This is a genomic window from Aeromonas sp. sia0103, from assembly GCF_963895295.1.
Classification (GTDB): domain Bacteria; phylum Pseudomonadota; class Gammaproteobacteria; order Enterobacterales; family Aeromonadaceae; genus Aeromonas; species Aeromonas encheleia.
This window is the reverse complement of sequence record NZ_CAWQKG010000033.1, coordinates 1-16,223: the sequence shown is the minus strand read 5'-3', so window position 1 is coordinate 16,223 and position 16,223 is coordinate 1. Positions and strand designations below refer to the sequence as shown.

Genomic DNA, 16,223 nt, shown 5'->3' with positions numbered 1-16,223 from the left:
TCAGCCCCTGGCCTGATGCACGAAGCAAGTACCCAGCTGGGCATGGATTGCCTGCATCACGTTGTGGCGGCTGATCACCCCGAGCAGGCGCCCCTCCTCCACCACCGGATAGATCTTGGGTTTCTGGCCCATCATCATCTCCGCCAGCTCCAGGATGCTGGTGTCGGGTCCGACGGCCAGCACCTCCTTGCGCATCACATCCTTGACCTGAGCCACCTGCTCGCAGTGATAGGCCTCTTTCAACATGACGGCGATGCAGTCCTGCTCCGACACCCAGCCGATCAGATGGCCCTTGGCATCCACCACAGGGCCACCGAGCTGGTGGCTGTTGAGAAACTTGGCGACCGCCGTCTGCACCATCATGTCCGCGCCGAACGTGATGGGCCTGGTCTGCATATAATCCTTCGCCTTGAGTGATTCCATGACGCTTCCCCCACAGGCCTCCCGGGCGGGAGGCGCAAGCCGGGCACTATGTCCGGCTCACTCCAAGCATAGCTGGCAGCATCTCAGGAGATGGATTGCAGCAGCAGCAGAAGCTCGTTCTGGCTGTGGCAGTCGGTCTTCTTGAACACCCCCTTCAGGGTGGAGCGGACTGTCTCGACCTTGACCCCTCGCAGCTCGGCGATATCGTTGCTGCTGTAGCCCTTGCTCATCAGCACCAGCAGCTCCTTCTCGCCTATGGTCAGCGGATAGAGGCTGGCCAGCGCCTCTATGTCGGGATTGAAGGAGTGCTCGGGATCGCGCAGCACCACCTCGACATAACGCTCGAAGCGGCTGAGCCCACTCATCAGGGTGCACTGGATCAGCAGCGGCCTTAAATTGGCCTGACGGGGAATGGACATATAAGCGCTCGCCCCCGGCAACAGATAGGCAAAGCCATTCAATATCTCCTTGAGCTGGCGTTGCTGCTCCTTATTTTGCAGCGAGAAAATACCATTGATCGCCCGCAGCTCCACATTTTCATCGGAGATCCGGTTAAACGCCACATTGGAATAATGAATATGGCCTTTGTCATCGATGATGGCACTGGGCTTATTATGGTTTTTCACCAGCTGTTGCAGCTGATAGTTCTGGGTTTCCAGGGCCAGCAGGTTCCAATAATGCTGACTCCAGGCGGCCAGGCCGGAATAGATCTCGGTCAGGGAGGAGAGATCCTGGGCACTGAAGTCATCCTGGGCGGCGCCGCGATAACTGCACAGGCTGCTGAGGCCGCGCCCCTTCACCCGGCAGACGCCGCCCGCCGCGAACTGGGCGCCGAAGCTGGCCAGCAGGCCGGCGGAGTTGGAGATGGCGTTGGCGCTCACGATGCCCTGGCAGCCCTTGTCCAGGTAATGGTTAAACCACACATCCTGGCGATGGTGCTGCACATAGAACTGCTGCTGCGCCTCGCTCAGGCCGCTGGAGAAGAGCTTGATCCCGTCGCTCTTGTCATCATCCCGCAATAAGAACAGGGACGAGCTGCCGGACAGGTCGGAGCGAAATTGGTCCACCACCAACTTAATGTCAGAGTCATTAATACCGCACTCGTATAACTGGCTGATATACGGCGATATCCTTTCTTTTTCTAATGCCTTCACACCCGAACTCCCAATTCTTATTTTTATTGAAGTGGCATCTTACTCTGCAATGGGAAACACGAAAAGTAGTCAAATGAACAAAGGTTTTATGACCAATCCATAAATAGTAATGAGAAAAGTCTCTATGAATGAAGGGGCAGGGAATTTTTAAATCCAAGCTAATGTTTCATATTGCTTTTGTCGTTATACCACAGGTTTGTCCCGCACACTTTTCCAGGCACTGCGCTTTACCTTCCCCTCGGCAGCCATTTTTCTCCTTCGTCAGCACCAGGCGCGCCCTCCTCAGTCATCGCCGTTCAAACCTCATACGAGACCCGACCTGAGCGAATGTTGCACTTTTGTTTATTAATTGCTTCCATTTCGGCCTTGGATGGATATTGTATATACAATTTCACACCACAGAAGGAGTTGCCCCATGGGGATCACAAGGAGGAAGAATGGAACCTGAACAGGTACTCGCCGCTCCCGTCAAACCGGGGGTAGGCATCAAGCTGCTGGCGACCAGTGTGCTGGGCATCGCCATCTTTTTCGTGCCCTTTGAGCTGGCGGGACGCAGCACCATACTGGTGGATCACCTGGCCGGATTCCTGATGGCGCAGCGTCCGCTCGCCCTGGGGCTGATCCTGCTGCTGATCGCCTATGGCGCCATCACGCCCCTGCTGGACGGCCGCTGGCGGGCCCGCCCCATCGACCGGCTGCTGAGCCTGTTCAAGCTGCTCGGGCTGGTGCTGGCCGTCATGTATGTGGCCGGCGTAGGGCCAGCCTGGCTGATGACCCCGGATCGCCTGCCCTTCCTGTTCGACAAGCTGGCCATGTCGGTGGGCCTCATCGTCCCCATCGGCGCCATGGCCCTCACCTTCCTGCTCGGCTTCGGTCTGCTCGAGTTTATCGGGGTGCTGATGCAACCCGTGATGCGGCCGCTCTGGCGTACCCCAGGCCACTCCGCCATCGATGCGGTCGCCTCCTTCGTCGGCAGCTACTCGGTCGGCCTGCTCATCACCAACCGGGTCTTCCTGGCGGGCAAGTACACGGTGCGGGAGGCGGTCATCATCGCGACCGGCTTCTCCACGGTGTCGGCCGCCTTCATGATCATCGTGGCCAAGACCCTCAACTTGATGGAGCACTGGAACTTCTACTTCTGGTCCACCCTGGTGATCACCTTCGTCATCACCGCCATCCTGGCGCGGGTGCCCCCCATCTCCGGCATGGCGCACCACGGCGAGACCGATGAACCCCTGCCCGCCGGCAAGAGCCGCTGGCAAGCCGCGCTGGATTCGGGGCTGACCCAGGCCAGCCAGGCGGACCCCGTGCTGCGCCAGTTGCAGGACAACCTCAAGGATGGGCTCTACATGGCAGCCGCCGTGGTGCCCACCATCTTGTCGGTCGGCCTGCTCGGGCTGTTGCTGGCGCAACACACGCCGCTGTTCGATCTGCTTGGCTGGTTGCTGTGGCCCCTGACCTGGCTGCTGGATCTGGGCGAGCCGCTGGTCACGGCCAGGGCGCTCGCGGCGGGGCTGGCGGAGATGTTCCTGCCCGCCATCCTGCTCAAGGACGCGGATCTGCTGGTGCGCTATGTCGCGGCCGTGGTGTCGGTGAGCTCGGTGCTGTTCTTCTCCGCCTCCATCCCCTGCGTCCTGGCCACCAAGATCCCGGTGAGCCTGGGCCAGCTGGTGATGATCTGGCTGCTGCGCACCCTGCTCGGCATCATATTGGCCGCGCTCTGTGGCCGGCTGGCAATGACGCTGGGCTGGCTGAGCTAGTCCCCGTTACCACCCGTCAGAAACAAACAAAGCGCCATCGGGCGCTTTGTTTGTTTTATCCGGCGACATCAAGGACGCCGCTGAGGATCAATGGGCGATATTGGCGAAGCGTCCACTGTTGAAGTCGTCGATCGCCTGAGTGATCTCCTCCTGCGAGTTCATGACGAAGGGGCCATAGCCCACGATCGGCTCATCGATGGGTTCACCGCTGAGCAGCAACAGCAAGACCCCCTCGCGGGTCTCAAGCTGGAGGTCACTGCCGCGGGGATCCAGCAGCACCAGCTGTGCCTCGCCCGCCTCCTCCTGACCATTGATGCGCACCGATCCCTTGAGCACCACTATGGCCGTGTTCCAGCCATCGACCGCGGGGAGCACCAGGCTGGCCCCGGCCTTGAGCCGCAGATCCCAGACGTTCATGGGCGAGAAGGTGCGGGCGGGCCCCTGCCGACCGGCGTAGTCGCCCGCGATGAGGCGCACGCTACCCGCCCCGTCGGGCAAGGCGACCTCGGGGATGCTGTCGCTGCGGATGGCCTGATAGCCCGGCGCCGACATCTTGTCCCTGGCGGGTAGGTTGACCCAGAGCTGTACCATGTCAAGGGTACCGCCCGCACGGGTGAAGGCCTCCGAGTGGAACTCCTCGTGCATGATGCCGGCGGCGGCGCTCATCCACTGCACGTCGCCTGGGCCGATCACGCCGCCCTGGCCGGTCGAGTCGCGGTGGGCGACCTCCCCCTCATAGACGATGGTGACCGTCTCGAAGCCACGGTGCGGATGCTGACCCACGCCACGGGCATGGTCGCCGGGCTCGAATTCCGCCGGCCCGGCCCTGTCCAGCAACAGGAAGGGGCTGAGCGCCTTGCCGTGACTCTGGTACGAGAACAACGAACGGACCGGGAAACCGTCGCCAACCCAGTGTTGGCGAGGTGCACTGTAGATACCGATAACTTTTTTCATGATGCTCTCCAAGGTTGCCGCACCGAGATGGTGGCGTTGGATACAGTCTGCATATAGAACGATATTCGCGGTAGGCGTATTATTTGACGTCAGAGTCCTATTTTGTGAACGATAAGCGATGCAGCAAGACCTCAACGATCTCTATTACTACGTCCAGGTGGTGGATCACGGCGGCTTTGCCCAGGCCGGCAGGGCGCTCGGCATGCCCAAATCCAAGCTCAGTCGCCGCATCGCCATGCTGGAGGAGCGGCTGGGGGTGCGGCTCATCCAGCGCTCGACCCGCAGCTTCACGGTCACCGAGCTGGGCCAGGCATATTATGCCCGCTGCCGCGCCGTGCTGGTCGAGGCCGAGGCGGCCCAGGCCGTAATTGAATCCACTCATCAGGCGCCTTGCGGCCTGGTGCGGCTCTCCTGTCCGCTCGACCTGCAGCATGCCCATGTCGGCAGCATGCTGGTGGCGTTCGCCATGCAGTATCCCAGCGTCAGCGTGCAACTGATCGGGGTGAACCGGGCGGTCGACGTGGTGGCCGAGGGGCTGGACATGGCGATAAGGGTACGGCCGCTGCCGCTGGAAGACAGCGATCTGGCCATGCGGGTGCTGGGCCATGCGAACCAGTACCTGGTCGCCAGCCCCGCTCTGCTAGCACAACATGGGGTGCCACGGGCCCCCGCCGATCTGCTGTCCTGGCCCAGCCTGGGGCACGGGCCCAGCATAGAGGGTCATCACTGGACGCTGCAGGGGCCGGAAGGGGCACAGGTGAAGCAGCATCACAGCCCCCGCTTTGTGGCGACCGACATGCAGACTCTGCGCCAGGGGGCGATCGACGGCGTGGGGGTGGTACAGCTGCCCGCCATGATGGTGCGGGAGCCCCTGGCGGACGGCCGGCTGATCCGGCTGCTGCCGGACTGGGCTCCTCGCCGGGAAGTCATCCACGCCGTCTTCCCCTCGCGCCGTGGACTGCTGCCCTCAGTTCGCGCCCTGATCGACCATCTGGTTGACTGCTTCAGGCCGCTGGAGGAAGAGTAGGCCCAGGATAAATACCCACCCTTCTCTATCTGGGCCAGCGCGGCCCTCGCCAGGAGAGACTGGGAACTGGGCGGCTGGCCACCCTTACCCCACGTCCTCCCGCCACGCCGGCACTCCTGCGCTCACCCTTATATGGCGATCTTGGCCCAGCGCGGACAACGCCCACCCGAGCGGTGAATTGATATAGTTCAGAATAATAAGCGGCTGGCCAGAGTAACCAATATCCCTGCGGGCTGAGATTGCCATGCAATATATATAAGCATCATTTTCAGAACATTTTATACACTATCAATGACAGCATCATTAAATGAATAAACAAATAAATATTTAAAACCACCATACCGATCACGATATTCAAATGACTCACCGCTGTATCATTTAATACATTAGCAGATTCATTATTAATAACAAAAGAGACAGTAATATGCTCGATACCAGCATGAAGACATTATCGCTGACCATGTTGTCATTATTTGCATCCGTCGCCCATGGGCAACAAGCCGCTGTGCCGCGTATTCTCGGCGGGACCACCACCCCGGCGCCCAGCTGGATGGTGGCCATCGGCAACGACAGCGACGGTCAGTGGCGCAATTACTGTGGCGGCACCCTGATTGCCAAGGACTGGGTGCTCACCGCCGCCCACTGTCTGGAAGAGGCCAAGCTCGACGGCATGCAGGTGGCCATCGGGGTGAGCGATCTCAGCAAGCCTCATGCGCGCATCAGGGTCGATCAGATCATCATGCATGACACTTATCTCAGCGGCTTTATCAGAAATATCGGTACCGGCCATATGGAGGCCGACTCGGATATTGCGCTGCTGCACCTGAGCACCACCAGCAAAAATAATACCCTGCCCATCTCCGCCAAGGAGATGCCCGCGGATTATAATAACGCCTCTCGTTTTTCGGCCTGGGGATATGGCGGAATTAATCCAGACGCCAGCCTCGCCAGCCCGCAATTACTGAAAGTCGAGCTGGCATTTCAGGGTTTCAGGGATCGCTGGATGTATGACAATACCCAGACTCATATCTTCGCCGGGAATATAGCCGGGCAGGATACCTGCCGGGGTGACAGTGGCGGTCCCCTCACCGACCAGAGCGGTCTCGTCGGCATTACCAGCTATGGCAGTCAACGCTGCGGCCTGGGACAGCCAGGGGGTTATACCTTCGCGCCCCTGTTCAGAGACTGGCTGGCCGAGAAGATGAACGCCATCAGCCTCACCAGCCATCAACTGGTTGCCCTGCCCGCCGGCCAGCACAGCTGGGTCAGCTATACGGTGCTCAACGGATCGGCCGAGGCGATCACCCTGAACGGCGCCACCACCGACACCCCGGTCATGCGAAACGAGTGCCCGTCCGTGCTGGCGGCAGGCGAGCAATGCCGCATCAAGCTGCGCTTCGATGCGAACTTCACGCCGGACACCTATCAGCTCTACCGGTTGAGACTCAACGCCATCCAACCCAATGGGGCCAGCCAGCGTCTCGATGCAAGCCTCATCGCCGTCACCACCCCGCGACGCGAGACCGGTGCGGCCATCGCCGGCGGTTCCTCGTCCGGCACTGAGTCGCACAACGCCTCGACCACCTCCTCCGGTGGCGGCAGCATAGGGCTGCTCGGCCTCCTGTTGTTGCCGCTGGCATGGCGCCGCAGAGCCTGAGTTCCCCCACAGTTACCAAACGCTGATCAATAAAAAGGCCAGAGCATGGCTCTGGCCTTTTTCATTCTGGTTCCCCTCGAGCCGCAAGATAGCGCGGTCGCAAGGGTGAACCCACTGGCTTAGAACGGCATCTTGAAGCCCGGGGGCAGTTGCATGCCACCGGTCAGCTCGCCCATCTTGCTCTTGTTCTGCTCTTCCACCCGGCGAACGGCATCGTTCACGGCGGCGGCGACCAGATCCTCGATCATCTCCTTGTCATCTTCCATCAGACTCGGATCGATCTCGATGCGGCGCACGCTGTGGCTGCCGGCCATGGTGACCTTGACCATGCCAGCACCGGCTTCACCGACTACTTCCATCTGGGCAAGCTGCTCTTGCATCTTCTGCATGCGCTCTTGCATCTGTTGGGCCTGTTTCATCAGGTTACCCATTCCACCTTTACCAAACATAGGTCGTCTCTCGTATTGAAATCCGGCATCCAGCGCCGGGCTGTGGGTTTGTCTGTCCTGAATATGGGGACAGCCACGCTGCGTTTCAACCGGGAGCGGGCTCCCGGCATGGGATTTAGCGACTCAGCGGCTCTATGCTCTCTGGGTGGAGCACGGCCCCGAATCGCTGTTGTAGAAATTGTACGTTGGGATCCTCGGCCAGATCCCGGCTCACCTGCTCACGCACCCCCAGATAGAGGCGGTGCTCGATCTCGAGCGGGGTCTCCCGCGCCGGATCCGTGCCCAGCGTCACCTCGACGCGCACCGACTCTCCAAGCTCTGGACCGATGATCTCGGCCAGATCGGCAAGGGCCCGATCGCTGACCAGATGGCGCTGCTCGGGCTTGAGGATAAGCGACACTCGCTCCCCCTGCCGGGTCATCACCGAGTTGATCGCCAGCTGGCGCAGCCGGCCACCGACCCCGGTGCGGGCGATGAGCTCGGCCCAGGGATCGCCGCAGTTGACCAGCAGGGAGGATGGAATAAGCCTGGCGACCTCCTCCCCCTCCTCCGGCTGGGCTTCGCTCTCCAGCTCATCCCAGTCGATGGTTTCCATCAGGGGTGCCGCTGGCTGCAATTCGCTTTGCTCGGCGGCGGGCACCGGCATCGGCGCTACTGCCGGCGCGACAGAGGTGGGCGTGTCAATTTTCGTAGCGGGCACCCCATCCAGATCCCAGGGGGGCAGATCGTCCGGGTTGGGACGCGCCCTTTGCGGGGCAGTCTGCTGCTGGCTGGGGGCCGCTCGAGCCATTGATGGAGGGGCCACCGGCGCTATCGTGGGAGCAGTGGCAACGCCGTCACCAAAGCCCTGGCTCAGGTACTCTTCGTAATCGTTGCCGCCGTCCTCATAGGCATCGAGCGGCGGCAGCTCATCATAGTCCATCTGGGGCGCGGCATAGGCAGGCACTGGAGCCGCAGGCTGCCTGGCAGCGGCGGCCGGAGTCGCCGGTTGCACCTCGGGACGCTGGGGCGCCGCCGGCTTGGTCGGTGCCACCCTAGGGGCAGTGGTCGTCGCCCCGGGCTCAGCCCGCAGCCGGCTGCGCAGCAGGTTGCGCTTGCCCAGCAGGCTCTGCATGCTGGAAGCCGCCGACGGGGCGGCCTCCAGCGCCGGAGTGACGGCCAGGGGCTCTGGGGCGCTCGCCGGCAGAGGCTCATGGTACGAGGGCCCGGCCTGAGACGGCTCAGCCGGCGCCGCCTCATCGGTAGCCACCAAGGCGTGAACCTGATCGAGTGGCTCGGGCCTGGCCGCCGGCGCCTCATACCCCATCCGCTGCGCCTCGTGCAGCAGCTCGTCCTGCTCGGCAAACAGTTGCGCACTCGGCTCATCGTCGAGGCTGTTCTGCTCGCTGGCATCGACCGCTGCGGCCGTGACGGCGGGTGTTTCTTCCATGGCCGCGGCCTGCGCCGCTACGGCTACCGGGGCGCTAGTCGGCGCAGCCGGTCGGACCGGCGTGGCGACGGCCTGGTTCGGGGCTGGCTCAGCCCCGTGGGGCTTTCCCAAGGGGGCCGGTGCGGCCTCCCTCCCTGCGGCAGGCATGGCCACAGGGAGTCCCGCCATGGACGGGGGCAAGGCCGTCAGGTTGGCGGGGTGCAGCGGCTCGCGGCGCGGCGAGAACGCCAGCATCCGCAAGCAGGTCATCTCGAGAGCGGTGCGGCCATCCGGCGCCCAGGGCAGATCCTTGCGTCCCCCCAACACGATCTGGTAGCAGAGCTGCACCTCTTCCGGGCTCATGGCGCCCGCCAGCTGCAGCAGGGCATCGGCATCCGCCCCCTGCTCCTGCACGCTGGCAGGCAACAGCTGCGCCATGGCGACGCGATGAAGCAGGGCCTCCAATTCGGCGTGGAGCTGGTCGAAATCCGGCCCCAGGGTGGCGATCTCGGTGATCTTGGCCATGGTGGCCGGGGCATCCTGGCGCAGGATGGCCTCCAGCAGCTGGTGCAGATGATGGTGGTCGAGCGTGCCCAGCATGGTCAGCACGCTGTCCAGACGCACGCTGCCGTTGCCATGGGCCAACGCCTGATCGGTGAGGCTCAGGGCATCGCGCATGCTGCCGTCAGCGGCTTTGGCCAGGGCCAGCAGGGCCCGCGGCTCGAACGGCTGACCCTCCTGATCCAGCACCCATTCGAGCTGTTTGGCGATCTGGCTCTGATCCAGACTCTTCAAGTGGAACTGCAGGCAGCGGGACAATATGGTGATGGGGAGCTTTTGCGGATCCGTGGTGGCCAGCAGGAACTTCACATAGGGCGGCGGCTCTTCCAGGGTCTTCAGCAGCGCGTTGAAGCTGTGCCGGGACAGCATGTGCACCTCATCGATGAGGTAGACCTTGAAGCGGCCGCGGGCCGGGCGGTACTGCACGTTGTCCAGCAGCTCGCGGGTGTCTTCCACCTTGGTGCGCGACGCCGCATCGATTTCCAGCAGATCGACGAAGTTGCCCTGATCGATCTCGCGGCAGGTATCGCATACGCCACATGGGTGGCTGCTGATCCCCTGCTCGCAGTTGAGGCTCTTGGCCAGAATGCGGGCAATGGTGGTCTTGCCGACCCCACGGGTACCACTGAGCAGATAGGCGTGATGCAGCCGTCCCTGATCCAGGGCATTGGTCAAGGCGGTCAGCACATGCTGCTGGCCAACCACTTGTTCAAACGTATGGGGGCGCCATTTACGCGCCAGAACCTGATAGCTCATAGATCTCGATGCTGGGAAAACGAGGCATTGAGGCAGGATGCTAACACAAATGCGGGGCGGGCTGTATCGGCTATCGGCCGCTTGGGGAGGGATCGCTTGATTTTCAAACCGGTGCCGCTGGGGCACCGGTTTGGGGGCGAACGGCAGACGGACGAAGCCTGCACGCCGCGCTGGCGGGAGCCTTACTCGCCGGCCAATTCGACCAGTGAAACCACCTTGATGCCGGCCGCCGTCAGGCGGGCATCGCCCCCCAGGGACGGCAGGGAGATGATAAAGGCCGCATCGGCTACTTCACCACCGGCACGGCGGATGAGCTTGACGGTCGCATCGACGGTGCCGCCGGTGGCCAGCAGATCGTCGACCACCAGCACCTTGTCACCGGGCACTATGGCGTCGGTGTGCAGTTGCAGGGTGTCGGTACCGTACTCGAGGGCATAGGACTCCTCGATCACGGCGCGGGGCAGTTTGCCCGGCTTGCGCACCGGTACAAAGCCTAAGCCCATGGCGAAGGCGACAGGTGCACCGAAGATGAAGCCGCGGGCCTCGGTACCGACGATCTTGGTGATCCCTTGATCACGATAATGTGCAGCCAGCAGATCGATGGTGGCCTTGAAGGCCTCGGCGTTCTCGATCAGGCTGGTGATGTCGCGAAACAGGATGCCCGGCTTCGGATAGTCGGGGATGGTCTTGATGCTCGCTTCGATAAATTTCAGGGTATCCGGATTCATTATTTGACCGCTTATTTTTTGAGCCCTGATGTGGCGTCTCTTGCGATGCCGCCAGTGGGCAATAAAAAGGCCCGTCATGCAAAAAATGACAGGCCGACTCCATAGCATTATTGCCGCAATAGCTTAGGGATTTCACTTCTCCATTGCAACTGGCTCCAGCACCGGCAGGCGCATTAACCAGGTGAGCAGGATCACCATTATGGCAACCAACAGCAAGCGTACCCAGGGCATGGGTACCACCAGCAGCGACACCGAGAAGGAGAGCAGAATGAAGATGATGGCCCGGCGCCGGGCATGACGACGAATGCCACGATACTGCTGCCAGTCGACGATGGGTGGCCCGAACCAGGGATGAGCCAGCAGCCAGCGATGGAAACGGGGGGACGAGCGGGCAAACAGCGCCGCCGCCAGCAACATGAACGGCGTGGTCGGCAGCAGGGGCAGGACTATCCCGACTATCCCGGTGGCGAAGGCAAGCCAGCCCAGGGCCATCAGACACCAGCGTTTCATGGGTACTCCTCTGAATGCATCTCTGCCTTTAGCCTAACAGAGTTGGCCCGGAAGCTGACAGCCTGGCCCATGCGGCGGCAGTCGATTAGGCCCATCGAGTGGGCAGACGGCTGACAACGCCGCCCATTGCCACTACAATCTGCGCTCTTTTTTCTCCCCTTGTCTTCGGAAGCAGCTATGCGCGTTATTTTGGCCCCCATGCAGGGGGTGCTGGATCACCTGATGCGGGAGGTGCTCACCTCCGTCAATGATTACGACCTCTGCGTCAGCGAATTTATCCGGGTCGTCGATCAGCTGCTGCCTGCCAAGGTGTTCTATCGTCTCTGCCCCGAGCTGCGTCAGGATGGCAAGACCCGTGCCGGCACCCCGGTGCGGGTGCAGTTGCTGGGTCAGCACCCCGAATGGCTGGCCGAGAACGCGGTGCGCGCCATCGAGCTCGGCTCCCCCGGGGTCGATCTCAACTTTGGCTGCCCCGCCCCCACGGTGAACAAGAGCAAGGGCGGCGCCGTCTTGCTCAAAGAGCCCGACACTATCTATCGCATCGTCAAGGCAGTGCGCGAGGCGGTGCCTGCCCATCTGCCGGTGAGCGCCAAGATCCGCCTCGGTTACGATGACAAGGAGCTCTATCTGGACAATGCCCATGCCGTCCATCAGGCAGGGGCCGACGAGCTGGCGGTGCACGCCCGCACCAAGCGCGAAGGCTACAAGGCACCGGCGCACTGGGAGTACGTGGATGCCATCCGCCGCGCCCTGCCCATTCCGGTGACCGCCAATGGCGAGATCTGGCACCATGCCGACGCGCTCGCCTGCGCCAGGGTCTCCGGCTGTGATGCCCTGATGGTGGGACGCGGCGCCATCTCCCTGCCCAATCTGGCCAACGTGATGAAGACCGGCTGTGCCCACATGAGCTGGGCCGAGGTGCTGCAGCTGATGGTGGGTTATACCGAGCAGGATCTGGCGAGCGAGAAGGCCGACTACTACCCCAGCCGGATCAAGCAGTGGTTCAGCTACCTCAAGCGTGAATACCCCCAGGCCGACCTGCTGTTTCGTGATATTCGTCTGCACAAGGAGACGGGACCTATCCGGGAAGCATTGCTGCAAGCCGCGAAAACTGTGAGCTAACCGACCTTTACTTGACTCATGTCATCTTGATAAACCACTCGATTCCCTATACTGACCGAGTTTTATAATTCGTCTGTGGGGGCTGTTGTGTGTGAAATGACGCAAGCCCAGTTGGCCGAATGGCGTGAGCGCCTGCAGGCCGACTGGGCGCATGTAAGAGAAGAACTGATAGGTCAGCTCAAGGCCTGTCGGCGTGATGAATTGGCGGAGAAGGTGGATCATTGTGAACATGATCAGCTGGTTGAGTTGACCAGTCGCCTCGACTTGCCGAAGGTAGAGCAGAGCGTGGCGCACCTCAAGCGGCTCGACGCGGCGCTGTGCCAAATGGACTTGGGTCTCTATGGCCTCTGCTCCGATTGTGAGGAGCCGCTGGCCATTGCCCAGCTCGAGCAGGATCCAACCCTGCAACGCTGTCCCCGTTGTGAAACCCGCTATCGCAAGGGATTCCACGCCCACGAACTCTGATAAGGGTGCACCTCAGTGCATCCTCTCTTCCAGATTGACCAACATATCCCGCCGTTAACCGCAGCCTGACTGCCGAGCATGATGAAACCGCGCCTGCGGCCTCTTCATCACGCCAGGATCATCCCCTCCCCGCCTGTCCGAACAGCGCTGCTGGGGCTGGCAATGGCTGCGCCTTGCTCGGGGTCCTTGGCGGTGGGCTAATCAGGGGTAAAATCGGTGCCTCCCAGCCACCAAGCTTGAGGATACCGCCTCGCCATCCTGGGATGGGCGGCTCTGTCATCCGGTCAGGGCATGCTTCTGCGCGTAGGCATACAAGCCCACCCGGTTACGTACCCCCAGCTTGGCGTAGATGGAGGTCAGGTGGTTGCGCAAGGTGTGTTCGCTGATGTTGAGGCGCTCCGCAATCTCCAGGGTGCTCGCATCCAATCCCAGGGTGATGGCGGCTATGGTCTGCTTCTCCTTACGGGTCAGCCGTGCGATCTTCTCCTGCTCGGCATGGCTGGCGCCCTGCTCTCTGACGACCGCCATCAGGATGCGTTCCGTCGCGGCGCGATCGACCCAATACTCTCCCCCATGCACCTTCTGGATGGCCTTGCACAACACCTCGATCGGCTCGTGCTTGCTGATGGCACCACAGGCCCCGGCCAATACCGCCCTATCCTGTAACTCGAACTCATTGCGGGTGGAGAGGGTCAGTACCCGTACGTTCGAACCGGACAGCAAGGCGGGGATCTGCTCGATGCCATGGCGGCCATCCAGATCGAGCAATGCGACATAGCGCTTGTCACTGTCGATCCACTGAGCCACCTCGGAGGCATCCGCCACCGAGGCGATGAGTTCCATCTGCTCTGGCTGCGCGGCGATCATCTCTCGCAGGCCCCATGCCACGATCGGCAAGTCGCAGATCAAGATGACGTTGACTCTGGTATCCATACCCTGGCTCCTCTACCGCCGACGGCGGCGTTGCAAGCAATCCCCTCGCGTTATGGCTGCTTTTCCCCCTTCTCAAACTAGTCGAAATGTCCTGCTTTTGTCCTAAATCGAACGACTCTTTTTCCCGGATAAATAGGCCAGATTTTTCCATTTTTCGGCCCCCTCTTCTGGCCTAGGCTAAATCCCATGACAAACACATCGAACGGCAACGCACGTCGAGATGAACGCGTCCAGGTGGTGATGCCAATACGGCTCGCAGGCCAGAGCGGCTTCACCAGGGACATCAGCGTCGGCGGCTTCTATCTGGAAGTGGACGACACCGACATTCATGACGGTGAAGTCTGCTTCGAGCTCGATCTGGGGGCGGCGCACAGGACCATGAAGATGCAATGCCGTGGCCAGGTGGTGCGAACGGAACATATCGGCGGCCTGATAGGCGTCGCCGTAAAGATCAGGGAACTACAACTGTTGGTGAATTAGGTTTTCGAGTCGTCGAAACACGCCGTTCGGACGGATAGCCAACGAGGTTGTTTTTTATCATAGGTTCAAGGAGAGCAGACATGGCCATCACAACGACCAGCAGCGGAACCGTTACCTCATTCTCTAACAGTCCCCAAGCCAAGGATGACACTTTCACTACAGGCCTTATCGACGGGCTGAGCGGGAGTCTCATCACCGAAGATCTCGTGGGCGTCGTCTATCTGGATGTCATGGCCAACGACTTGGGCGGCAACGCGAAGACGCTCTGGTCACTGGACAACGCGGAGAGTTTGTCCACCGCCACCAAGAGCTATGCTCCCACCGATCTCCTCACCCAGGACACCGCCAGATTCGAAGACGTCAGCAATGACACCAGCCTGAATGGCGCCAGGATCTGGATCACCACGGATGGCAAGGTCGGCTACGATGCCGGCACGCTGTCGGCAGCGTTCAAAAACGCCCTGCAGGCGCTCTCGGCAGGAGAGACGCTGAGCGACACCTTCACCTATTCGATCCGCCTCGGGAATGGCACCCTGAGCTGGGCCACCGCGCAGGTCTCCTTTGCCGGCATCAACGACGCCGCCATCATCACCGGCTCCAGCACCGCCAGCCTGACCGAGACCAACTCCGCCCAGAGCACCGGTGGCAACCTCGACGCCACCGACGTGGACAGCTCCGCGGACTTCGTGCCACAGACCAACGTGGCTGGCATCAATGGTTATGGCACCTTCAGTATCGATGCCAGCGGCGCTTGGATCTACACCATGAACGGTGCCCACGACGAGTTTGTGGAGGGCGTCGACTACACCGACTCGATCACAGTGGCCACCGCCGACGGCACCAGCCGGGTACTGACGGTGACGATGCACGGCACCAATGACGCTGCGATTATTACTGGCTCCAGCACCGCGGAGCTAACCGAAACCAATGCCGCCCAGAGCACCGGGGGCAACCTCGACGCCAGCGACGTGGACAGCTCCGCGGACTTCGTGCCACAGACCAACGTGGTTGGCAGCAATGGCTATGGCACCTTCAGCATCGACGATACCGGGGCCTGGACCTACACCATGAACGGCGCCCACGACGAGTTCGTGGGGGGCGTCGACTACACCGACTCGATCACCGTGGCCACCGCCGACGGCACCAGCCGGATGTTGACGGTGACGATGCACGGCACCAACGACGCCGCGATTATTACCGGCTCCAGCACCGCCAGCCTGACCGAGACCAACGCCGCCCAGAGTACCGGGGGCAACCTCGACGCCACAGATGTGGACAGCTCCAACGCCTTTGTCGTCCAGACCAACGTGGCTGGCATCAATGGTTATGGCACCTTCAGCATCGATGCCAGCGGCGCTTGGATCTACACCATGAACGGTGCCCACGACGAGTTTGTGGGGGGCGTCGACTACACCGACTCGATCACCGTGGCCACCGCCGACGGCACCAGCCGGATGTTGACGGTGACGATGCACGGCACCAACGACGCAGCCATCATCACAGGCTCCAGCACCGCCAGCCTGACCGAGACCAATGCGGCCCAGAGTACCGGCGGCAACCTCGACGCCACCGACGTGGACAGCTCCGCGGACTTCGTGCCACAGACCAACGTGGTTGGCAGCAATGGCTATGGCACCTTCAGCATCGATGCCAGCGGCGCCTGGATCTACACCATGAGCAGCGCCCACGACGAGTTTGTGGGGGGCGTCGACTACACCGACTCGATCACCGTGGCCACCGCCGACGGCACCAGCCGGATGTTGACAGTGACGATGCACGGCAGCAACGACGCCGCCATCATCACCGGCTCCAGCACCGCTGGCCTGACCGAAACCA

15 protein-coding genes are annotated in these 16,223 nt (G+C 61.7%); 7 read left to right on the top strand and 8 right to left on the bottom strand.

Features of this window, described 5'->3' with window-relative positions:
* A complete protein-coding gene (locus AACW18_RS11395) occupies positions 1 to 423 on the bottom strand; it encodes a CBS domain-containing protein (RefSeq protein ID WP_042654793.1) in 423 nt (140 codons plus the stop codon).
* 83 nt (positions 424 to 506) lie between these two features.
* A complete protein-coding gene (locus tag AACW18_RS11390) occupies positions 507 to 1,577 on the bottom strand; it encodes a helix-turn-helix transcriptional regulator (protein WP_218291440.1) in 1,071 nt (356 codons plus the stop codon).
* 437 nt (positions 1,578 to 2,014) lie between these two features.
* Here AACW18_RS11390 and AACW18_RS11385 point away from each other — a divergent pair, with 437 nt between their 5' ends.
* Positions 2,015 to 3,337 (top strand): YjiH family protein, encoded by a 1,323-nt coding sequence (locus AACW18_RS11385; protein ID WP_218388708.1) that lies wholly within the window; start codon positions 2,015 to 2,017, stop codon positions 3,335 to 3,337.
* 87 nt (positions 3,338 to 3,424) lie between these two features.
* Here AACW18_RS11385 and AACW18_RS11380 read toward each other — a convergent pair whose 3' ends face one another.
* Positions 3,425 to 4,291 carry a pirin family protein gene (locus AACW18_RS11380; RefSeq protein ID WP_218388707.1) on the bottom strand — a complete coding sequence of 289 codons (867 nt, stop codon included), beginning with the start codon at positions 4,289 to 4,291 and terminating at the stop codon, positions 3,425 to 3,427.
* 118 nt (positions 4,292 to 4,409) lie between these two features.
* On the opposite strand from AACW18_RS11380, the gene AACW18_RS11375 reads away from it, so the two are divergent.
* On the top strand, positions 4,410 to 5,318 hold the full coding sequence (locus tag AACW18_RS11375; RefSeq protein WP_218388706.1) for a LysR family transcriptional regulator: 909 nt from the start codon (positions 4,410 to 4,412) through the stop codon (positions 5,316 to 5,318).
* 439 nt (positions 5,319 to 5,757) lie between these two features.
* Positions 5,758 to 6,975, top strand: coding sequence for a S1 family peptidase (locus tag AACW18_RS11370; protein WP_218388705.1), 1,218 nt, complete (start codon positions 5,758 to 5,760; stop codon positions 6,973 to 6,975).
* A 119-nt stretch (positions 6,976 to 7,094) separates the two neighbouring features.
* Here AACW18_RS11370 and AACW18_RS11365 read toward each other — a convergent pair whose 3' ends face one another.
* The 4 genes from AACW18_RS11365 to AACW18_RS11350 all read right to left on the bottom strand — a co-directional run bounded on the left by AACW18_RS11365 (position 7,095) and on the right by AACW18_RS11350 (position 11,387).
* The gene (locus AACW18_RS11365) at positions 7,095 to 7,424 is read right to left on the bottom strand and encodes a YbaB/EbfC family nucleoid-associated protein (RefSeq protein WP_042654799.1); all 330 of its coding nucleotides are present in this window, start codon (positions 7,422 to 7,424) and stop codon (positions 7,095 to 7,097) included.
* Between the two features lie 115 nt (positions 7,425 to 7,539).
* Positions 7,540 to 10,149, bottom strand: a complete 2,610-nt coding sequence (dnaX, locus tag AACW18_RS11360; protein WP_218388704.1) for a DNA polymerase III subunit gamma/tau — start codon at positions 10,147 to 10,149, stop codon at positions 7,540 to 7,542.
* Between the two features lie 182 nt (positions 10,150 to 10,331).
* Positions 10,332 to 10,877: an adenine phosphoribosyltransferase gene (gene apt / locus AACW18_RS11355; protein WP_042654801.1), complete on the bottom strand. Its 546-nt coding sequence runs from the start codon at positions 10,875 to 10,877 to the stop codon at positions 10,332 to 10,334.
* A 132-nt stretch (positions 10,878 to 11,009) separates the two neighbouring features.
* Positions 11,010 to 11,387: a YbaN family protein gene (locus AACW18_RS11350; RefSeq protein ID WP_218388703.1), complete on the bottom strand. Its 378-nt coding sequence runs from the start codon at positions 11,385 to 11,387 to the stop codon at positions 11,010 to 11,012.
* A 177-nt stretch (positions 11,388 to 11,564) separates the two neighbouring features.
* Between AACW18_RS11350 and dusC the strand changes: the two genes are divergently transcribed.
* Together dusC and AACW18_RS11340 are read left to right on the top strand one after the other, a co-directional pair.
* The gene (gene dusC / locus AACW18_RS11345) at positions 11,565 to 12,509 is read left to right on the top strand and encodes a tRNA dihydrouridine(16) synthase DusC (RefSeq protein ID WP_218388702.1); all 945 of its coding nucleotides are present in this window, start codon (positions 11,565 to 11,567) and stop codon (positions 12,507 to 12,509) included.
* 96 nt (positions 12,510 to 12,605) lie between these two features.
* Entirely contained in the window at positions 12,606 to 12,974 is a 369-nt protein-coding gene (locus AACW18_RS11340) for a TraR/DksA family transcriptional regulator (RefSeq protein WP_218388701.1), read from the top strand.
* Positions 12,975 to 13,250: 276 nt separating this feature from the next.
* On the opposite strand, the gene AACW18_RS11335 is transcribed toward AACW18_RS11340, so the two are convergent.
* Entirely contained in the window at positions 13,251 to 13,907 is a 657-nt protein-coding gene (locus AACW18_RS11335) for a LuxR C-terminal-related transcriptional regulator (protein WP_218388700.1), read from the bottom strand.
* 186 nt (positions 13,908 to 14,093) lie between these two features.
* Here AACW18_RS11335 and AACW18_RS11330 point away from each other — a divergent pair, with 186 nt between their 5' ends.
* Together AACW18_RS11330 and AACW18_RS11325 are read left to right on the top strand one after the other, a co-directional pair.
* Entirely contained in the window at positions 14,094 to 14,387 is a 294-nt protein-coding gene (locus tag AACW18_RS11330) for a PilZ domain-containing protein (RefSeq protein ID WP_256351856.1), read from the top strand.
* 80 nt (positions 14,388 to 14,467) lie between these two features.
* Positions 14,468 to 16,223 (top strand): VCBS domain-containing protein (locus AACW18_RS11325; protein ID WP_218388698.1); only part of this gene is annotated, 1,756 nt, incomplete at its 3' end.

Coding starts and splice junctions, on each gene's coding strand:
- dnaX (WP_218388704.1), bottom strand. CDS start 10,149: ATGAGCTATCAGGTTCTGGCGCGTAAATGGCGCCCCCATACGTTTGAA.
- AACW18_RS11385 (WP_218388708.1), top strand. CDS start 2,015: ATGGAACCTGAACAGGTACTCGCCGCTCCCGTCAAACCGGGGGTAGGC.
- AACW18_RS11330 (WP_256351856.1), top strand. CDS start 14,094: ATGACAAACACATCGAACGGCAACGCACGTCGAGATGAACGCGTCCAG.
- AACW18_RS11395 (WP_042654793.1), bottom strand. CDS start 423: ATGGAATCACTCAAGGCGAAGGATTATATGCAGACCAGGCCCATCACG.
- AACW18_RS11335 (WP_218388700.1), bottom strand. CDS start 13,907: ATGGATACCAGAGTCAACGTCATCTTGATCTGCGACTTGCCGATCGTG.
- AACW18_RS11350 (WP_218388703.1), bottom strand. CDS start 11,387: ATGAAACGCTGGTGTCTGATGGCCCTGGGCTGGCTTGCCTTCGCCACC.
- AACW18_RS11380 (WP_218388707.1), bottom strand. CDS start 4,291: ATGAAAAAAGTTATCGGTATCTACAGTGCACCTCGCCAACACTGGGTT.
- dusC (WP_218388702.1), top strand. CDS start 11,565: ATGCGCGTTATTTTGGCCCCCATGCAGGGGGTGCTGGATCACCTGATG.
- AACW18_RS11340 (WP_218388701.1), top strand. CDS start 12,606: ATGACGCAAGCCCAGTTGGCCGAATGGCGTGAGCGCCTGCAGGCCGAC.
- AACW18_RS11370 (WP_218388705.1), top strand. CDS start 5,758: ATGAAGACATTATCGCTGACCATGTTGTCATTATTTGCATCCGTCGCC.
- apt (WP_042654801.1), bottom strand. CDS start 10,877: ATGAATCCGGATACCCTGAAATTTATCGAAGCGAGCATCAAGACCATC.
- AACW18_RS11365 (WP_042654799.1), bottom strand. CDS start 7,424: ATGTTTGGTAAAGGTGGAATGGGTAACCTGATGAAACAGGCCCAACAG.
- AACW18_RS11375 (WP_218388706.1), top strand. CDS start 4,410: ATGCAGCAAGACCTCAACGATCTCTATTACTACGTCCAGGTGGTGGAT.